Raw genomic sequence first — 17319 nt, 5'->3', positions numbered from 1 at the left:
GGTCTTTGTCAAGGGTTTTTTACAATTTATTTTATTTTATTTTTATTCCCTGCATCTCCCTTGTTTACTTGCATCCAGCGTTTTTCTATTAGTCTTTTGAAAAATTATTTTAAAATTATTTTTATTTTTTATAAAAAAAGATGCCTTTCGGCATCAATTAGTTTTCATATTCCATCATGAATTTTCTCTTTCGTTTTGTCGACCTGCTAAGCAGTAAATAAGCCTTACCTCTTAAGAGCATAAAGACTGGCATCAGTATTGAGGTCAGTACTCTCGCCCACATAGGGATAGTTAAGAATCCATTTAGATATCCGCCGCTTAATGTCTTTAATAATAAATACGGAACGGATATGAGTGTCCACGGCACAAAGTTGTCTCTTATGAAATTAAGTGCCCTCTTTATGGCTGCAAGTCCACCAACATCGTCGACATAAACCGCCTCAAACCACGAGCCCAAGATAAGTTCTTCTATTATAAATAATATTGTCACCGAGAGGATTCTAGATTTTGTTAGGTCTAATTTGGATACTCCAAATATTACATAATAAGAAGCAAATTGATAAATTAGTTCTATTATATATATTACGAAGAAGGTGTTCATGATATTTATAAAATAGTGTTCCAAATAGTATTTGAAGTCCCTATTTGGAATTCTATTTGCAACTACCATATTATTCATTATCTTGGCTAGTACTGACAAGAGCAAGATTTGAATAAAGTAGTTGATTATATAACCTAGATTTGCTATTAATCCACTTGCGAAAAATACAGAAGCAAGTGAGCTTAAAAAACTTACCAGCCCGCACAAAAGGATAAAGGCCAGGCCATTTTTCTTTAAGGCCTGAGCCGTATCCTTTATGCTTTTTGAAAATACGTATTTTAAATCCCGCATTACATCTTCTCCGGTGTTTCCATGCCAAGCAAACTTACTCCAGATTTAATGGCAGTTTTTGCCATTAGTGAAATGCCCAATCTGTGTTTGGTTAGCCCCTCATCATCGGTGTTAATTTGGTTATTATAATAATAACGGTTGTATTCTTTGACGATTTCCATTATTTGTCTGGATACTAAATAAGGTTCGAACTTTTCAAAGGCATCCATAATTACATTTGGCAATTTGTAAATCTCTTTCATCAAGACAACTTCATCGTCATTTAAATATTCGCTTTTTATATCATCAAAAGAAGCCTTGGATCCAGATTTTTCTATTACACTATTTGCTCTGGCGTAAGTGTATTGAACATAGGGTCCAGTCTCTCCGTCGAATGATAAAGTCCTATCCCAATCGAAGACATAGTCTTTAATCCTTTGGTTGTAGAGCTCTTGGAATTTAATGGCGCCAATGCCAACTTGTCTGGCCACATCTTCTTTGTTTTCAAGTTCAGGGTTTCTTTCATTTATAATTTCAAGAGTCTTTTCTTCGGCCTTGTTAATAACATCTTTCAAATATAAGACCTTGCCTTTTCTTGTAGACAGAGCTCCGTCTTTAACACTGACCATACCAAATGATACGTGTTCACAATCCTTGGACCATTCATAACCCATTAAACCCAACGTTTTAAAGAGCTGTTTAAAGTGTAGGTTTTGTTCGGTCGCAACGACATAGAGATTTTTGTAGAACTCATAATTTCTGTACCTATATTCAGCAGTAGCTATATCCCTGGTTGCATAAGTTGTTGTACCATTTGATTTAGTGATGATGAGTGGAGTTGTGCCATCATCAAATTCTACAATTTCGCAACCATCTGACTCGGTCAAAAGATTTTTGCTTCTGAGTTCTTCTACAACTTCTGGCAGATAGTCTTGGTAAAAGGCCTCGCCATTATATGAATCAAATTCAATTCCCAGCCTATCATAAACTGCGTTGAATTCCTCAAGGCTCAAGTCCCTCATCCATTTCCAAAGGCTGACCGCCTCTGGATCTTTTTCTTCCAACTTTTTAAACCATTCGTGGGCAACTTCTCTCTTTTCAGGGTTTTCTTCAATTTCTTGATTCATCCTTACATATAATTTTAAGAATTCGTCAATAGGATTTTTTTCAATTTCATCCTTGTCGCCCCATTCCTTGTAAGCAGCGATAAGCATGCCAAATTGAGTACCATAATCGCCCAAGTGGTTGACGCCCACAGGATCAAAACCAATTCTCTTGGCAATCCTGTAAATGGCATTTCCAATTAGCGTACTCCTAATGTGTCCAATATGGAAGGGCTTGGCAATGTTAGGAGATGAATAATCGATAACTACATGTCTGCCCTGGCCAAAGTCACTTTTGCCGTATTCTTCGCCATCAGCCTTAAAGCTTTCAACCAAAGAATCTTTGAGTTTATCTTTGCTAATAAAAAAGTTTAGATAAGGACCAACAGCTTGAACTTTTTCAAAATCTGGTTCAAAGTCGATTGAAGATTTAATTTCTTCGGCTATAGCTTGGGGGGCTTTTCGCATGGTTTTTGCAAGAGCAAAACAAGGAAGAGCCAAGTCTCCCATGGTCCTGTCTTGTGGAACTTCTATAATTTTATCAAGTTCTTCTGTGCTTAAATTAATCTTATCTTTTAACTTGTCTATCAATATCTTTTTAAAATCCATATTTCCTCCCTATTTTAAAGTGACAACTGTCACGCCTGTATCGCCTTCTCCAACTTCGCCCAACCTATAAGATTTAACGTGTGGATGATTCCTTAATAATTCATGGGTTGCCTTTCTGAGAGCTCCCGTCCCCTTACCGTGAACTATGGTTGCCTCCTTGAGACCACTCATAACGCAATCGTCTAAATACTTATCTACCCGATCATAGAGTTCCTCGGTGTCAACTCCGCGCAAGTCTATTTCTGTCTTAATGTCCATGGCCTTAGTATTTCTAAAGGAAGATTTTTTTCTTTCCTTCTGTGGCTTGGCATCCATGAGATAAATATCCTTTAGGTTTGAATTTACCTTTAAGATTCCAACCTGAACGATCAAGTCTCCATTTTCATTTGGCAGGTCCACAACTTGGCCAACCTTATCTATGGAAATAATCTTAACTGTACTTCCAATTTTAACATCTTCAGCGCTGACATTTGACTTTGGCAAGCGTTTTTTATTATCGCTCTGCAACTTGTCAATATTTTTTCTAATATGAGTCCGAGTTTCTTGGATTTCTCTGGCGCTATTGTTATCAATGCTATGGACAAGCTTGTTGGCGTCTTTGATTATCTCTTCGTAATCTCTCTTGGCCTTTTGATATATTTCCCTGGCCTCTTCATTGGCCTTGTCAAGTTCTTTTCTGGCTTTTTCTTTTAACTTTTCAATTTCTTCTTTATTTTTTCTTTCTCGGTCTTCAAATTCTTTTAGCTTGCTTTCGTATTCAGCCTTTTGAGTTTCAGCGTAGACTTTGTTTTTTTCTATTTCCGCCAAAACATTCTCAAATTCTAGATTGTTTTCGCTAATATATTCTTCAGCCTTTATGATATATTCATCCGCTAATCCAAGTTTCTTTGAAATTTCAAAGGCGTTTGACCGACCAGGCAGGCCAATATTTAACCTGTAAGTCGGCTTCAAACTTCCGACATCAAATTCCATACTGCCATTTACAACCCCGTCTGTGCTTAAGGCATAGAGTTTGAGCTCAGCGTAGTGAGTTGTGGCGAGGACTTTTACATCCTTTTCCCTTAGCGAATCTATGATGCTCATAGCCAGGGCTGCCCCTTCGGTTGGGTCTGTACCAGCACCCAGCTCATCAAATAAATACAGAGAATTTTCTTCCTTGGAAGATAGAATATTTACAATATTTACCATGTGAGATGAGAAAGTCGATAAACTTTGCTCAATGGATTGCTCGTCGCCAATATCAGTATAAATATTTTTGTAGATTGGAATCTTGGACCCTTCCAAAGCTGGTATAAAGCAACCGCTTTGAGCCAGAAGGGAAATGATTCCCACCGTTTTTAATACAACGGTCTTACCACCTGTATTAGGTCCAGTGATAACCAAAACCTTTAAGTCTGAATCCATCTCTATATCAGTTTTAACTACGACTTCTGGATCTATTAGCGGGTGAAACATCTGTCTGATATCCACGGACCCATCGTCAGTAAAAATCGGTTTTGTGTGCCCGTGATTAATTGCGTACTGGGCCTTGGCATGGAGGATATCGAGTTCAGTCATTAGTTCGAAATTATAGGTGAGCTCGTCCTTGGCCCTGCCAATCCGATTTGAAAAATCTTTAAGTATTCTGTTTATTTCTTCATCAATTTGAATTTCGATTTCACGAATTTCATTATTTATATTTACAATGCTTTGGGGCTCTATAAAATAAGTGCCACCGCTGGAGCTAACATCATGGGTAATACCAGAGATTATCCCCTTGTACTCGCGTTTAACAGGAACAACGTACCTGCCTTCACGGACAGTTATCAGAGCGTCTTGCAAATACTTTTCATTGGCCTTTGAATTTACGAAAGACTTGAGCTTTTCGTTAGCCTCTTCAGTTTTTTGAATCTTCTTCCTGTTGAGAGACCTCAAAAGTGGACTGGCGTTATTGGAAAGATTTTCTCTATCAACAATGGCCTTGTCCAGGTCTTTTAAAAGATTTTGGTCAATGGTAATTAGCTTTATTAGCTCTCCGGCCTTGTTAGCTTCGATACTAATATTTTTTAAGTCGCTGGCCAATTTCAAAGCGTGGAGGATATCATACAGAGATGAAATTCCCAAGATTCCACCAATGCTTGCCCGTTTGACGTAATCCGTGTAATCAACCAGGCCACCGAAATATAAGTTTCCGACCTGGCCAATTAATTTCATCATGTCATCAAGCTTATCCAAAGCAAGCTTAATCTCCAGCTGGCTGTCAAAGGGCTGGGCAGTTTTTATGCAGGTCTTGCCGTATTCGCTGCCAGCAAATTCTGCAATGATATTCATAATCTTATCGAATTCTAATGTCTTTAAAGATTTGCCTTCCATTAAACTCCCCTTCTGTAATGTCCTCTTGTGTATTCAAAGCTTACATCTATATTTTCAAATAGATAGGATTTTACCTGGTCAAGATTTTCATCAACCTCAATCATAATCATATCCGCATTTATGTTTTCTATTCTTTCCCCCATAAAGAGTGGTTTGGAATTGTATATCCTATAAACTTCTCCATGCTTTTTCACTGGAAAAATCTCATTTTTTATATCCATAATCTCGACCCTTTTATTTTGATCAAGTTCAGTTTTTATGTCTGGATGGACCGCCTTGTTGGTCATTGACACGGTCCTGGTATAATATTTTAAAATAAATCTCGAATCGGTTTTGTACTGAAGCTTTTCGATTTCCCTTAAGCTTATTTCCCTGGACGGAATAATATTTGAAATCCCTTTTGACCTTAGATAATTAATGGTATAGGAATTCGTAATGTTTAATCCATCACCTGCTATAAGCTCAATTTCATCAGCCAAATCTAGTAAGCCATAGTTATTTATTTCAAGGACATCGACCAATCCATTTTTTATAAAGTTCCTAGCTCTATCAATATAATCCTTAGTTGCCACAGACGGCGTAATTAAAATTGTCTTATAAGACTTATCCTTATAAAATTTAAAAACTTCTTCGTCCATGGTTTCAGTGGCCACATATTCAAAATCTTTATCCAAATCAACCTTACCCTTAACTATAGCGCATAGGATCGGTTTTGACTTTTTATTATTAATTACTTTATTTGCTTCAAAGTCTTTAGCTTTTTTAATAGGCTGAATTTCAATTAATTTTTCTATGGCCGACCGCCTGAGGTCATTTAAAACTGACTTTGGCACAAAAGCATCAGCCGCCAGGTTTATATTAACCGCCGGCGTTTCAAAAAATGTATCCCCAACTCTTGAAAGTTGGTCTATAATTATATCTTTATCAAGCGGCTTCCTGGCCTCTTGCAAAATATAATCGCTAGCGTATTCTATATATTTAAAATTTGAATTTGCAATTACCTTTAAAGGCTCACCCACATTTCCAGAGACAGTAAATTCCAAGGGTAATTTCCTTGGCTCGTTTACTCTTGCTAAGCCATCGTATAATCTAGCTGAATAATTCCTGTAAACCTTGGCTCCCTCTTGGCTCTTTTCATCCAATTTAATCTGCTGGCCAGATTTATAAACCTTATCGACTTTTATCCCAGTTGATTTTCCATTTTCATCTGGAAATGTTAAGCCATCGCCTGGATTTAAATCTTCATCTAAGCTGATGTAAAAATCCTTACCTTTTTTTATAATTTTACCAACCAGGCTTCCTATATGCTTGGGAGAATTTTTATTGATTAGATCATCCTTGTCCCCATCAAACAAAAAGCCCTTGGTAAAGCCTCGGCTAAAGGCATCAGTCACATTCATTTCCTGGTCGTGAGAAATATTTTCGCCGTCCAAGATATCCCTGTAAAATTTCGTAATAGTATAGACGTACTCCTTGGACTTCATCCTGCCCTCAATTTTAAAGGAGTCAGCTATACCGACTAGCTTGGGCAAATCAAAAGAAGAATTCAGATCCTTCGTAGACAGATAAAAACCTTCCTTATCAGTTGGCCTGCCGTCCACAAGAAGCCTGTATCTTTTCCTACACGGCTGAGCGCAGTCGCCCCTATTGGCCGACCGAGTTCCTATGGCCGAAGAAAAATAACAATCACCTGAATAGCAAACACAAAGAGCCCCGTGGATAAAGACCTCTAGGTCTACACTTAGGTCCTTCTTGATGTCTCTTATCTCATCAGCGGCTAGTTCTCTGGCGACAACCACTCTTTCAAAACCTAAGTCTCTGAGGTTTTTTACAGCGTAATAATTGTCAGCGGTCATCTGCGTGGACGCGTGCATCTCCAAGTCTGGATAAGCCTCTTTTAACAGGCTAAAAAGACCCAGGTCCTGTATAATAATGGCATCTGGCCCCTTGGATATTATCTGGTCGATAGTCTCCATCAAATCCTCCAGCTCACCATCGTACATAATGGTGTTTATTGCCAAGAAAATCTTTTTATCCATCATATGGGCGTATTTTATTAAATAATCTAGCTCATCTAGGTTTAAATTTTTTGCAAGTTTTCTGGCACTGTAGGATTTAAGGCCAGTATAAACTGCGTCGGCCCCAGCATTAAAAGCAGCTATGACCTCGTCAAAGCCACCGCCTGGAGCCAGCAGTTCTCCCTTATTTTTTGTCAATATTTTTCTCCGCCTTGTTTTGGTAATCTTTTTCCAATTGCATTTTCAGTTTAATAATTTCGTTGTCTCTCTTTCTGACCAAATTATCTAGCTCTTCATTTTTACCTTCTAGTTTTTTAATTTGATCTTCTAACTTTTTAATCTCCAAGTCAGAATTATCCTTGGTCCCTTGAATTTCATCAAGCTTAGCATTAACAGAATTTAGTTTATCCTGGGTGCTAGCTATATCGTCAGCAACATTCAAGAGGCAAAGGGCACATGCATCCGCATAGTCCAGCCTTGGGTTTTTGATAACCAATTCCTTAATCTTGGAGTTTACATATTGAGTCAAACGGTCTATATACCTGTCCTCATACTCACTAGTGACATTATATTTTCTACCGTAAATGTCAATTTGTGTGCGTTTCATTATCTTAATTTACCTCCAAATTTTTCGCTTACATCGCTGATTAGTTCGTCAGTGATATTTTTTATTTCCTCTTCTGATAGAGTATGGTCTTTGGAACCAATGACAGCTTGGATAGTCAAACTTCTGATCTTGTCGCCCAGCTTGTCATCCCTGTATTCATCGTAATATAAAATGTCATTCAAGTAGTCAAAGCCCTTGGAAATAATTTGCTCTTTGATTTCGCCAAAGGAAACTTTATTTTCAAGTTCAAATGAAAACTCACGTCTGACCACTGGGAATTTACCTGGAGCCACATACTTGTTAACTTCAACAAGCTTGTCAATAATCTTATCCAAATAAATATCCGCTATATATGTCTTCTTTAAACCGAAGTTTTCGAGTACATCTGGATGAATTTCTCCAAAGATGCCAATGACTTCGCCGTCCAATTCTAATTTGGCTGACCTGCCTGGGTGGAAGGTCTTGTTATCAAGTCTAGAAATATTGTAGTCTTCTACTTTCAAGAATTTCAAAATTGCTCTTAAAGTTTCAGACAAATCATAAAAGTCCCCATAATGTGAGTGCATAATTGTAAGGTTAGTGCTTTGCTTGTAATCATCTCCGTCCTTAGCAAAGACTGGAGAAATTTCAAAACATCTTAGCTCGCCATTAAATCTGCGTGAATTTTTGGATGCGATTTCCATAAAGTGTGGAATAGCACTTGGACGCATAATAGAAAATTCTTCGCCAAGTGGATTGATAACCTTAACCATGTCATCTTCAACTGCCATGCCGCAATCTTCTAATAATTTCTTGCCGACAAATGAATAGGTCAGAGTTTCCATATATCCATAACCTTGCATAAATCGACGGATTTTGTTAGTCCAAGTCTTCATCTTGGATTCATAGCCAACAGTTAAGTCTGACTTTATTGGTTGGTCTTCGATATTTCCATAGCCGTAAAGCCTGCCGACTTCTTCAATCAAGTCAGCTTCTATTGATAAGTCATCCCTAAAGGATGGAACGCTTGAAATAATCTTGCCATTTTTTTCTTCAGATGGAATTTCAAGAGCATTTAATTTTTCCAGCATATAATCCGTAGACAGGTCTGTGCCCAAAAGTTTATTTAATCTTTCAGGTCTTAGTCCAATTGTCTTTGGTTCGTATTCCTCAATTTTATATTCCTCATAAGCCACGCTTAAATCGTACAAGCTTTGAGCTAAATAGAGGGCCCTCTTGATGGCTTGTCTTGGCATAGTCTTATCAAGTGGTTTAGAAAACCTGCTTGCAGCTTCTGATGAAAGGCCTAGTCTCTTTGAAGTCTTTCTGATTTGAGCCTTGTCAAAATGAGCTCCTTCAAAGACAACCCGCTTTGTGGACTCGTCAATTTCTGAATTGGCAGCCCCCATTACTCCTCCTAGAGCAATTACTTCGCCGTTAGCTTTTATTAAAATATCGCCTTCTTCAACCTCGCGTTTGCTGTCGTCGAGTAGGAGAACTTCTTCCTTGGCCTTGGCTGTAGTGACTTCAATGTTAGCCCTGCCGTCTTTTGAAATCTTGTCAAAGTCAAAAGCGTGTAATGGTACGCCTGTTTCTAGCATTACATAATTTGTAATGTCTACGATATTATTTACTGGGCGAACACCTGATTCCATAAGCCTAGTCTTGATCCACAAGGGGCTTGGCTTAATTTCAACTCCATCGACCATGCCGCAAATATAAGTTGCGACCTTATCTGTATCCACTTTTACATCTAAAAGTTTTTCATCAATTGTGTCTGGATGGTCAAGAATTTTAATCGGCTCTCTTTTGATACCAAAAGTTGCTTGAGCTTCAATGGCCATAGAAAATACACTTAGGCAGTCAGCCCTGTTAGGTGTGATTTCCAATTCCAATGAATCGTCTTTTAAAGCTAAAACTTCAAATATATCCTTGCCAAGTTCTGTGTCTCCTGGCATAATTAAAAGTCCGTCCAAGCTTTCCTTTGGAATTACGTCCTTGGTAAAGCCAAGTTCTTGGAAACTTACAAACATTCCGTTGGAAATAATTCCGCGGAAATCGTGTGGACCAATTTCTGTTCCATCAGCAAGAACAGCTCCAGGTGTTGCAACTCCAACCACGTCTCCAACCTTCATATTGGTTGCTGCAGTTACAATTACGTCCTTCCTGTCGCCAAAATCTACGTCGCAAACTGTTAGCTTGTCAGCGTTTTCGTGCTTTCTCATGTCTGTAATCTTGGCAGTCACCACGCCCTTAACATGGCTGGATAGACTGATGATTGATTCTACGTGTGTACCTGAGTCGCTTAGCTTTGATGCGATTTCAATTGTTGGCTCATCTATATTTACATATTCCTTTAACCAGTTTAATGATAATAACATTTCTACCCCCTAAAATTGATCCAAAAATCTCTTGTCGTTGTCAAAGAGCAACCGCAGATTATTTATGTCGTGCTTAACCATAACAAGTCTGTCGAGTCCCATGCCGAAGGCAAAACCCGTATAGACTTCAGGATCAATGCCACAGTTTCTCAAAACATTTGGGTGGACCATGCCGCAGCCCAAGAGTTCCATTGACCAGCCAGTGCCATTGCACTTTTCACAGCCCTTGCCACCACAATTTGTGCAAGTTACGTCAACCTCAAAGCTTGGTTCTGTAAATGGAAAATAGTGGGGCCTAAATCTGGTATCCAGTTCTTGTCCAAAGAGTTCGATTAAAACAGTTTTAATTGTGCTCTTTAAATTAGCGATTGAAATATTTTTATCAACTACAAGTCCTTCGATTTGGTGGAACATCGGTGAGTGGGTATCGTCCACTTCATCATTCCTAAAGGTCCTGCCTGCTGAAATCATCTTTAGCGGAGCTCCATATTCTTTCATAGCCCTAATTTGAACCGGCGATGTGTGACTCCTTAAAACATGGTCCTTATCCATATAAAAGGTATCGCTCATGTCACGGCTTGGATGATCAAGCGGAGAATTTAGAAGGTCAAAGTTATTTTCTACAGTTTCAATTTCTGGACCGTCCAAAACCTTAAAGCCCATTGAGAGGAACAAATCTTCCAGCTGTCTCTTTGTTTCAGCTAAGGGGTGAAGATGGCCAATGTCCTTTTGCTTTTTAGGAATTGTAACGTCCAAGTATTCTTTTTCAATGGTCGCTTGTTTTTCTGCTTCCTTTAGCTCGGTCATCTTTTCTTCGATGGATCCTTCCAGATAATCTCTAATTTCGTTTGCAACCTTGCCCATCTTTGGACGTTCTTCAGCAGAAAGCTTGCCCATTTCCTTTAAAATATCGGTTAGCTTCCCCTTCTTGCCAAGGTATTCCACCTTGGTGTCCAGTATACTTTGAATTGAATCAGCGGAATTAAGTCTTTCTTTTACCTCTTCTCTTAAATTCATTAACTTGTCTAACATTTATACCTCCGTAAATATATACATCAAAATTCCAGCAGCCACGCCCAAGTTCAAACTTTCTGCGTCGCCCCTCATTGGTATTGTAAATTTATCATCGCACATGGCAACCAGTTCATCGCTAAGGCCCTTAGATTCATTGCCAAAGGCGACTATGGTCTTGCCAGTCATAATCTTTTTGCTCTTACCGTGTGGCAGGGTCCCCACAATCTTGTAGCCATCTGTCTTTAGTGACTGCAAATCTTCTAGGTCCATTGACCTGAAATTCACTCGAAATATAGATCCCATAGAGCTCCTTACGACCTTGTCATTATAAAAATCAACCGACTGGTGACTAGTGACTACGTCCTTAATGCCAAAGGCATCTGCAGTCCTAATAATTGTCCCCAGATTACCCGGATCAGAAATATCCTCCAGGTAAATAATTAAATCCGACAAAGGCTCGTTTGAAAATCGTTTTTTAACCAAGGCTATGGACTCTCGTCCGCTCACAGTTTGCGAAAGCTTTTTTATAATTTCTTCCGAAACGACCGTGCCCCTTATATTAAAATTATCAAATAAGTCCTCCGCGTAAGCCTCACTAACCAAGACCTCTTCTATATGGGCCCCGGTCTTCAAAGCCTCCTCCAGCATGGTAAAACCCTCCACCATAAAGTGGTCAGATTTCCTTGCGTAAGAAGCGTTTGAAAGCTTGCGAATTTCCTTTACTATTTTATTGTTCAAAGAACTTATCATAAGCCCCCCAATCAACCATTATAAATATACTTATATAGGCTATATTATACTACTAACGGCCAATAAATTCAATCATTGACTTGATTTTCAAAGATAATTAACTTTTAAAAATAAAAATGAAATTATTTAAAAAATAAAATTTAAAAATACAATGATTTTGAAAATCAAGATAAATTTAATTTTAAACAATAAAATTTTTTAAAACAAAAATGAGAGGCGTCCTACCTCTCATTTACATAGACTGTTTTATTTTTAATTTCAACCACATGGCTGCAGTAATCCATGATGTCCTTGTTGTGACTTATAATAAATATTATCTTGTCGTCAACATTTTTCAAGACTTCAGTCATAATTTCTGTCTCTGTTTCCTTGTCCAGAGATGATGTTGGCTCATCAAGGATTACAATCTTGGCATCTTCTGTAAAATATCTGGATAGGGCAATTCTTTGCTTGTCCCCGCCAGACAAGTTTGCTCCATTTTCTACAATCATTTCATCCAAGTTTTTAAACTTTGATAAAAATGGCATTGACTCATAAATTTTTCTTGCAAGTGGCTTTCTTCCAAAGTTTAAATTATTATAAATAGTATCCGTAATAATCGGAGTATTTTGTGAATAATAAGACACGGCCTTTAAATATTCCGAGTTTTTTATATCCTCGATAGGAATGTCATTAACATAAATCCCCTCAGCCTCTCTGAACTTGGCTATTAATTTTACTAGCGTGCTCTTGCCTGTTCCGCTTTCACCCATAATGCCCACAATATCGCCTTTATTAAATTCCATCTTGACATCGTTAAGCAAATTTTTCCCCATTACATCAACTGATTTAATATCAAAGGAAATCTTGTCCAAATCCTCAGGCATATCTTGGCTGCCATCATGGTCTTCAAAATTAATCAAGGTCATTAAAAACTCATCCGCTGCCCTGACTTCTGCAAGGCCAAGATTAGTATATGTTAGACCACGGATGGCATTTGAAAAATATGGGAAAACCAATATTACGTAGACGACTCCGCCGAATGACTCCTGATTATTAAGCGCAAGGGCAGCCAAGAAAATTATGGTCAGATTTTGTATAATTTGATTTAAACCTATCAGTAAACCCGAAGCCCCATTGGCTACATAATTCACCTTTTTGCGGACGCCTTCTGATTTTAATATATTATCAGAAAGTATAGGAAAAAGCCTTTCGTTCTCTGCATTTTGCTTAATAAAATCTACTTGTGACACGACTGAATTGATATTCCTATTAGATTCTGTGCTCGCCTTCATAAGGCCAACGGATAATTGGCCTAGTTTTTTGTTAAGGGCCCTAAAGCCAAAGTAGTGAATAGGAATGATTATAAACATTAAAATAGCTGCAATATGGTTTAAATTCCAAGCAATTATTATTGTTACTACAATAGTAACAACGTTTACCAAGAGTGCTGGGATCAGGTCAAAATAAAAACTAGCATAAGCCTCTGCAGCATTATAAGTAAGCTCTCTAATTGCTGTTGGCCCTTCCTCTATATACTTGTCGTATTTTAATTTGAAAACGTCTGTGTAGAGTAAATCGCTTGCCCTGCCATGATACTGTTGAACCAATTGGTTTTTTGTAAATACAGATACAAAGTCCACCAAATAGCCAGCTGCCAAGAGCAAAATTACTTTTGCAATGTCCTTTGCTCCAATAGTCCCAACATTTTCAATTGTATTGTTAAGAGTAATTGGTGCAATTACAAATAAAATTGCCGAGACCAAGGACAAGGCCAATAGTAAAATAAAGCCAGATTTATTTACAAGCTTAAACATATTTTTCTTTTTTATTTTTAAATCATTCTTCATCTTTAAATCATTCTGCATTTTCAACCACCCTAATAAATATATAATGTCACAAAAAACATTCCTACTCTTAATTATATCTCTCACCAATTTTTTGTCAAATAAAAAGAGAGGTTAAATATACCTCTCCAAAGATCTCTTTATATCTCTTTCTTTCATTGATTCGCGTTTGTCGTAGAGTTTTTTACCGCGAGCAATGGCTATTTCCATCTTTATCAAGCCATTTTTTAAATAAAGGCTAAGAGGAATTACCGCCATACCCTTTTGCATGACTTCCTGGTTAATCCTCAGAATTTCCCTCTTGCTTAAAAGTAACTTGCGGTCTCTTAATGGATCGACATTAAAAATATTGCCTTCTTTATAAGGGCTTATGTGCATACCCACCACAAAGGCCTCGTTATTTCTAATCACACAATAGGATTCTTTTAAATTAGCCTTGCCAGCGCGTATGCTTTTTACTTCCGTTCCCTTTAAGGCAATGCCTGCCTCATAAGTTTTTTCTATAAAATAATCGTGCCTAGCTTTTCTATTGGTCGCTAGAGTTTTTTCCATACTCATCCTCCCCCACGAATTCAAAATCTATCTGCATCCTAGAAATGCTAACGTTCACAACCTTTACATAAACCCTCTTGCCTACTTCAAGGTCTCCGTCAAAGTTTTTCGCCCTAGCTGTCATGGTCTTCTCGTCAAATCTATAGTTATCAATATAATCTGCATGGACCAAGCCTTCAACTGTGTTGTCGAGCATGGCAAAAATTCCAAACTCGACTACTCCACTGATCTTGGCTGGATAAACTTCGCCGATCTTTTCCTTCATGTATTCACATTTTTTCAGCTGAATGGCATCTCTTTCAAGGTCCAAGACAACTCTTTCAACTGAGGTTGCGCGTTCGCCAATTTCCTTGGCTTGGTCTTCAAAGATTGAAATGTTTTTCTTTGATAATTTGCCCTCCATATCCATGGACATAATCCTGTGTATAAATAAATCTGGATACCGCCTTATAGGTGCGGTAAAGTGCGAATAATTTTCCAGTGCAAGGGCAAAGTGGCCTTCGTTTTCGTCCCTGTAATCAGCTTTGGTCATGGACCTTAAAACTAAATCATTGATTCGCTCAAAGGCGTCCATGTCCTTGGCCCTTTCCAAAAGCTCTTGGAATTTTTTGGCATCCATATCATCTTCTACCATAAGCCCATAGGGTCTAAGGAGGGTCCTAAGAGTCGCAATTTTTTCATCAGTCGGTGCCTCGTGGACCCTGTATAAAAATGGAAACATCTTTACAAAATACTTGGTAGCCACCATTCTGTTGGTGATAATCATAAATTCTTCTATAATTCTTTCGCTAAGCCCTCGGTCCCTGACCTTAATATCAGTAACCTTACCCTTGTCATCAGTTGCAATCTCAGGCTCTATGGACCTAAACTCAATTGTGCCTCTTTGAACAGAGGCTTTTTTTAATATTTCATACAGATCCTTGCAGGCATTTAAAAAATCTGCAATAGAATTGTAGGGTTCAATGGACTCGCCGTCGTAAAATTTATTTAGGTCTTCGTAATTTAACCTATAATCAGATTCTATAATTGATTTATCAATTGAAATCAGCTCAGCCTTGCCAGACTTATTAACCTTCATCCTAACCGACATGGCATAGCGGTCTTCATTGGGATTTAATGAGCAAACTCCATTTGAAATCACTTCTGGTAGCATTGGAATTACCAGGCCTGGCAGGTAAATACTCATCTGCCTGTTATAGCATTCACGGTCAAGCTTGGAATAAGATTTTACATAGTGGCTGACATCTGCAATGTGGACCGTGAGTATATAAGAATCTCCGTCTGTCTCAATTGAAATTGCGTCGTCAAAGTCCTTGGCATCCTTGCCGTCTATAGTTACAGTGAGCATATCCCTATAATCTTTTCTGCCCTTAGGTAAAATCTCTTCCTTTGAGACCTCATCAGCTTCTCTTAAAACTTCGTCGGTAAAAGTTGCAGGTACACTTGCATCAACAACCAGAGACATTAGGTCCACATGTTTTTCGCCTTTGAAGCCTATAAATTCTTTTATCTTGGCACGATAAACTCCCCTGCCTTCGTCAAAGGAAATTATTTCGACCCTATAGAGTCCGCCTTCCCTTAAGGAATATTCATCATAGTTTAAAATCTTAAGAGGATATGAGAGTTCCCTTTCAGCTTGGATAATTAATTTCTTCCGCCTTTTAATGGCCATGCCAACCAAAGACTTGTTTGTAAAATCAACTGCCCTTACAAAAGCAATCTCTCTACCCCTTTCCTTGCCGATGATTTCATATTCAACTATATCTCTATCCATGGCTCCCATGGTTTTGCCAGCCGGCACAAAGTAATCGTCTCCGTCCTTGTTTTCTATAAAGCCATAGTTTTGCCTGGTAGCCATAAAGGTCCCCTTGTAAACTTTGGCAGGGCCAATCTTAACATTGCCCTTTTGATCCATATGAATAGTCCCCTCGGAAACCATTTGGTCAAGGGTCTTGTTAAATTTTCTCTTGTCCTTTTTGCTGATGCCGAGGATTTTTTGCAGCTTGTCCTTGTCAACAGACTTTAGCTCAGATACGACCATTTTAATTTTTTCTTTTATCTTCATATGAACCTCCTAAAAAAACTCTAAACAAAGTCTAGAGTTTTTCATCTTACAGTTTGGATCCAAAACTTGTCTTATTAAATAAGTCTGCATCAAACCTATAATTAGTTTCTTTTTCTTCTTCGTTAGCCTGAATGGCTATGTCAATCATCTTGTCAAGGACGGCCTTGAATGTATATCCCATGTCCTCCCACAGATAAAATCCGTAGGAACCCGGGAGTGTATTAATTTCATTTACAAAGAGTTCCTTGTCCTTGTTGCAAAGAATATCTATACGAGCATTGCCCCTGGTATCCAAGCAAATAAATGCTTCCTTGGCCAGCCTTTGAGCTTGGGCTGCCAATTCTTCGTCTTCCAAAAATTTATGCTTGCCGCCAGTTATCTTTGACTTTGAACCGGCTTCGTATTTTTTCTCAAAGGAATAAAATTCGCCAACGCCTTCAGGCACCTCGACTCTGGATACTTCGACATCGCTCTTCATTCCCATTACACCGACATTAAATTCAACTGCGTCCACAACTGATTCTTCAACGATAATTTTTCTGTCAAATTCCTTGGCGATTGCAATTGCATCTCTTAGACTGATCTCGTCAGTCGCTTCCTTGATGCCAATGCTTGAACCCAGGCTTGCTGGCTTAACATACATTGGGAATTGAAGCTTGGCCATGAGCCCTTGGATAATATCACTTTCATGCTTTTCATAGTCTGACCTATAAAACCACATGTGCTTAACTACAGGAATATCGTTTGCCTTAAAGACATCCTTCATAATAATCTTGTCCATACCTAGAGACGAAGACATGAGAGATGGCCCAGTAAAAGGAATTCCATTTGTTTCAAAAATCCCTTGGATGGCCCCGTCTTCTCCGTGCGAACCGTGGAGGCCGTTTAAGACACAGTCAATTTCGATTTTTTCCTCCTTGGCAAAGAGGCCAGTCTTTTCGATATATAAATTGTGGTCGCCATAATTTGTTGCAAATCTAACTGACTTTTTATCCTTAAACTCATTGGTCTTGAAACACCTAAAGTCTTTGTAGCATTCGCCAGTAAACATTTGCCCGTCCTTGTCTATAAAAACAGGAATGACATTGTATTTATTTTTATCTAAATTTTCTATAGCTTGGATACCTGTAATAACACTTACTTCGTGTTCAACGGCCCTGCCCCCATAGATAACAACAATATTTTTCATCTT

General features: G+C 38.3%; 12 protein-coding genes. All 12 read right to left on the bottom strand.

Features of this window, described 5'->3' with window-relative positions; genetic code table 11:
• Positions 1 to 157: 157 nt before the first annotated feature.
• On the bottom strand, positions 158 to 892 hold the full coding sequence (locus tag AC6FXG_RS05945) for a hypothetical protein (RefSeq protein WP_500571934.1): 735 nt from the start codon (positions 890 to 892) through the stop codon (positions 158 to 160).
• The gene (gene argS, locus AC6FXG_RS05940) at positions 892 to 2583 is read right to left on the bottom strand and encodes an arginine--tRNA ligase (protein WP_500571933.1); all 1692 of its coding nucleotides are present in this window, start codon (positions 2581 to 2583) and stop codon (positions 892 to 894) included. Before argS ends, AC6FXG_RS05945 begins: the two co-directional genes overlap by 1 nt.
• A 9-nt stretch (positions 2584 to 2592) precedes the next feature.
• Positions 2593 to 4935, bottom strand: coding sequence for an endonuclease MutS2 (locus tag AC6FXG_RS05935; protein WP_500571932.1), 2343 nt, complete (start codon positions 4933 to 4935; stop codon positions 2593 to 2595).
• Positions 4935 to 7151 carry a peptidase U32 family protein gene (locus AC6FXG_RS05930; protein WP_500571931.1) on the bottom strand — a complete coding sequence of 739 codons (2217 nt, stop codon included), beginning with the start codon at positions 7149 to 7151 and terminating at the stop codon, positions 4935 to 4937. The genes AC6FXG_RS05935 and AC6FXG_RS05930 overlap by 1 nt, the downstream gene beginning before the upstream one ends.
• Positions 7138 to 7560, bottom strand: coding sequence for a cell division protein ZapA (locus AC6FXG_RS05925; protein ID WP_075574814.1), 423 nt, complete (start codon positions 7558 to 7560; stop codon positions 7138 to 7140). Before AC6FXG_RS05925 ends, AC6FXG_RS05930 begins: the two co-directional genes overlap by 14 nt.
• Positions 7560 to 9920, bottom strand: coding sequence for a phenylalanine--tRNA ligase subunit beta (pheT, locus tag AC6FXG_RS05920; protein WP_500571930.1), 2361 nt, complete (start codon positions 9918 to 9920; stop codon positions 7560 to 7562). The genes AC6FXG_RS05925 and pheT overlap by 1 nt, the downstream gene beginning before the upstream one ends.
• 9 nt (positions 9921 to 9929) lie before the next feature.
• Positions 9930 to 10952, bottom strand: a complete 1023-nt coding sequence (gene pheS, locus AC6FXG_RS05915; protein WP_500571929.1) for a phenylalanine--tRNA ligase subunit alpha — start codon at positions 10950 to 10952, stop codon at positions 9930 to 9932.
• Positions 10953 to 11684 carry a TrmH family RNA methyltransferase gene (locus AC6FXG_RS05910; protein WP_500571928.1) on the bottom strand — a complete coding sequence of 244 codons (732 nt, stop codon included), beginning with the start codon at positions 11682 to 11684 and terminating at the stop codon, positions 10953 to 10955.
• 221 nt (positions 11685 to 11905) lie between these two features.
• Entirely contained in the window at positions 11906 to 13531 is a 1626-nt protein-coding gene (locus AC6FXG_RS05905; RefSeq protein ID WP_500571927.1) for an ATP-binding cassette domain-containing protein, read from the bottom strand.
• Positions 13532 to 13624: 93 nt separating this feature from the next.
• The gene (smpB, locus tag AC6FXG_RS05900; protein ID WP_075574809.1) at positions 13625 to 14068 is read right to left on the bottom strand and encodes an SsrA-binding protein SmpB; all 444 of its coding nucleotides are present in this window, start codon (positions 14066 to 14068) and stop codon (positions 13625 to 13627) included.
• The gene (rnr, locus tag AC6FXG_RS05895; protein WP_500571926.1) at positions 14037 to 16127 is read right to left on the bottom strand and encodes a ribonuclease R; all 2091 of its coding nucleotides are present in this window, start codon (positions 16125 to 16127) and stop codon (positions 14037 to 14039) included. Before rnr ends, smpB begins: the two co-directional genes overlap by 32 nt.
• A gap of 46 nt (positions 16128 to 16173) precedes the next feature.
• Positions 16174 to 17316: a D-alanine--D-alanine ligase gene (locus AC6FXG_RS05890; RefSeq protein ID WP_500571925.1), complete on the bottom strand. Its 1143-nt coding sequence runs from the start codon at positions 17314 to 17316 to the stop codon at positions 16174 to 16176.
• Positions 17317 to 17319 lie beyond the last annotated feature (3 nt).

The organism is Ezakiella massiliensis, from assembly GCF_059862345.1.
This window is presented reverse-complemented; position numbering and strand designations above follow the sequence as displayed.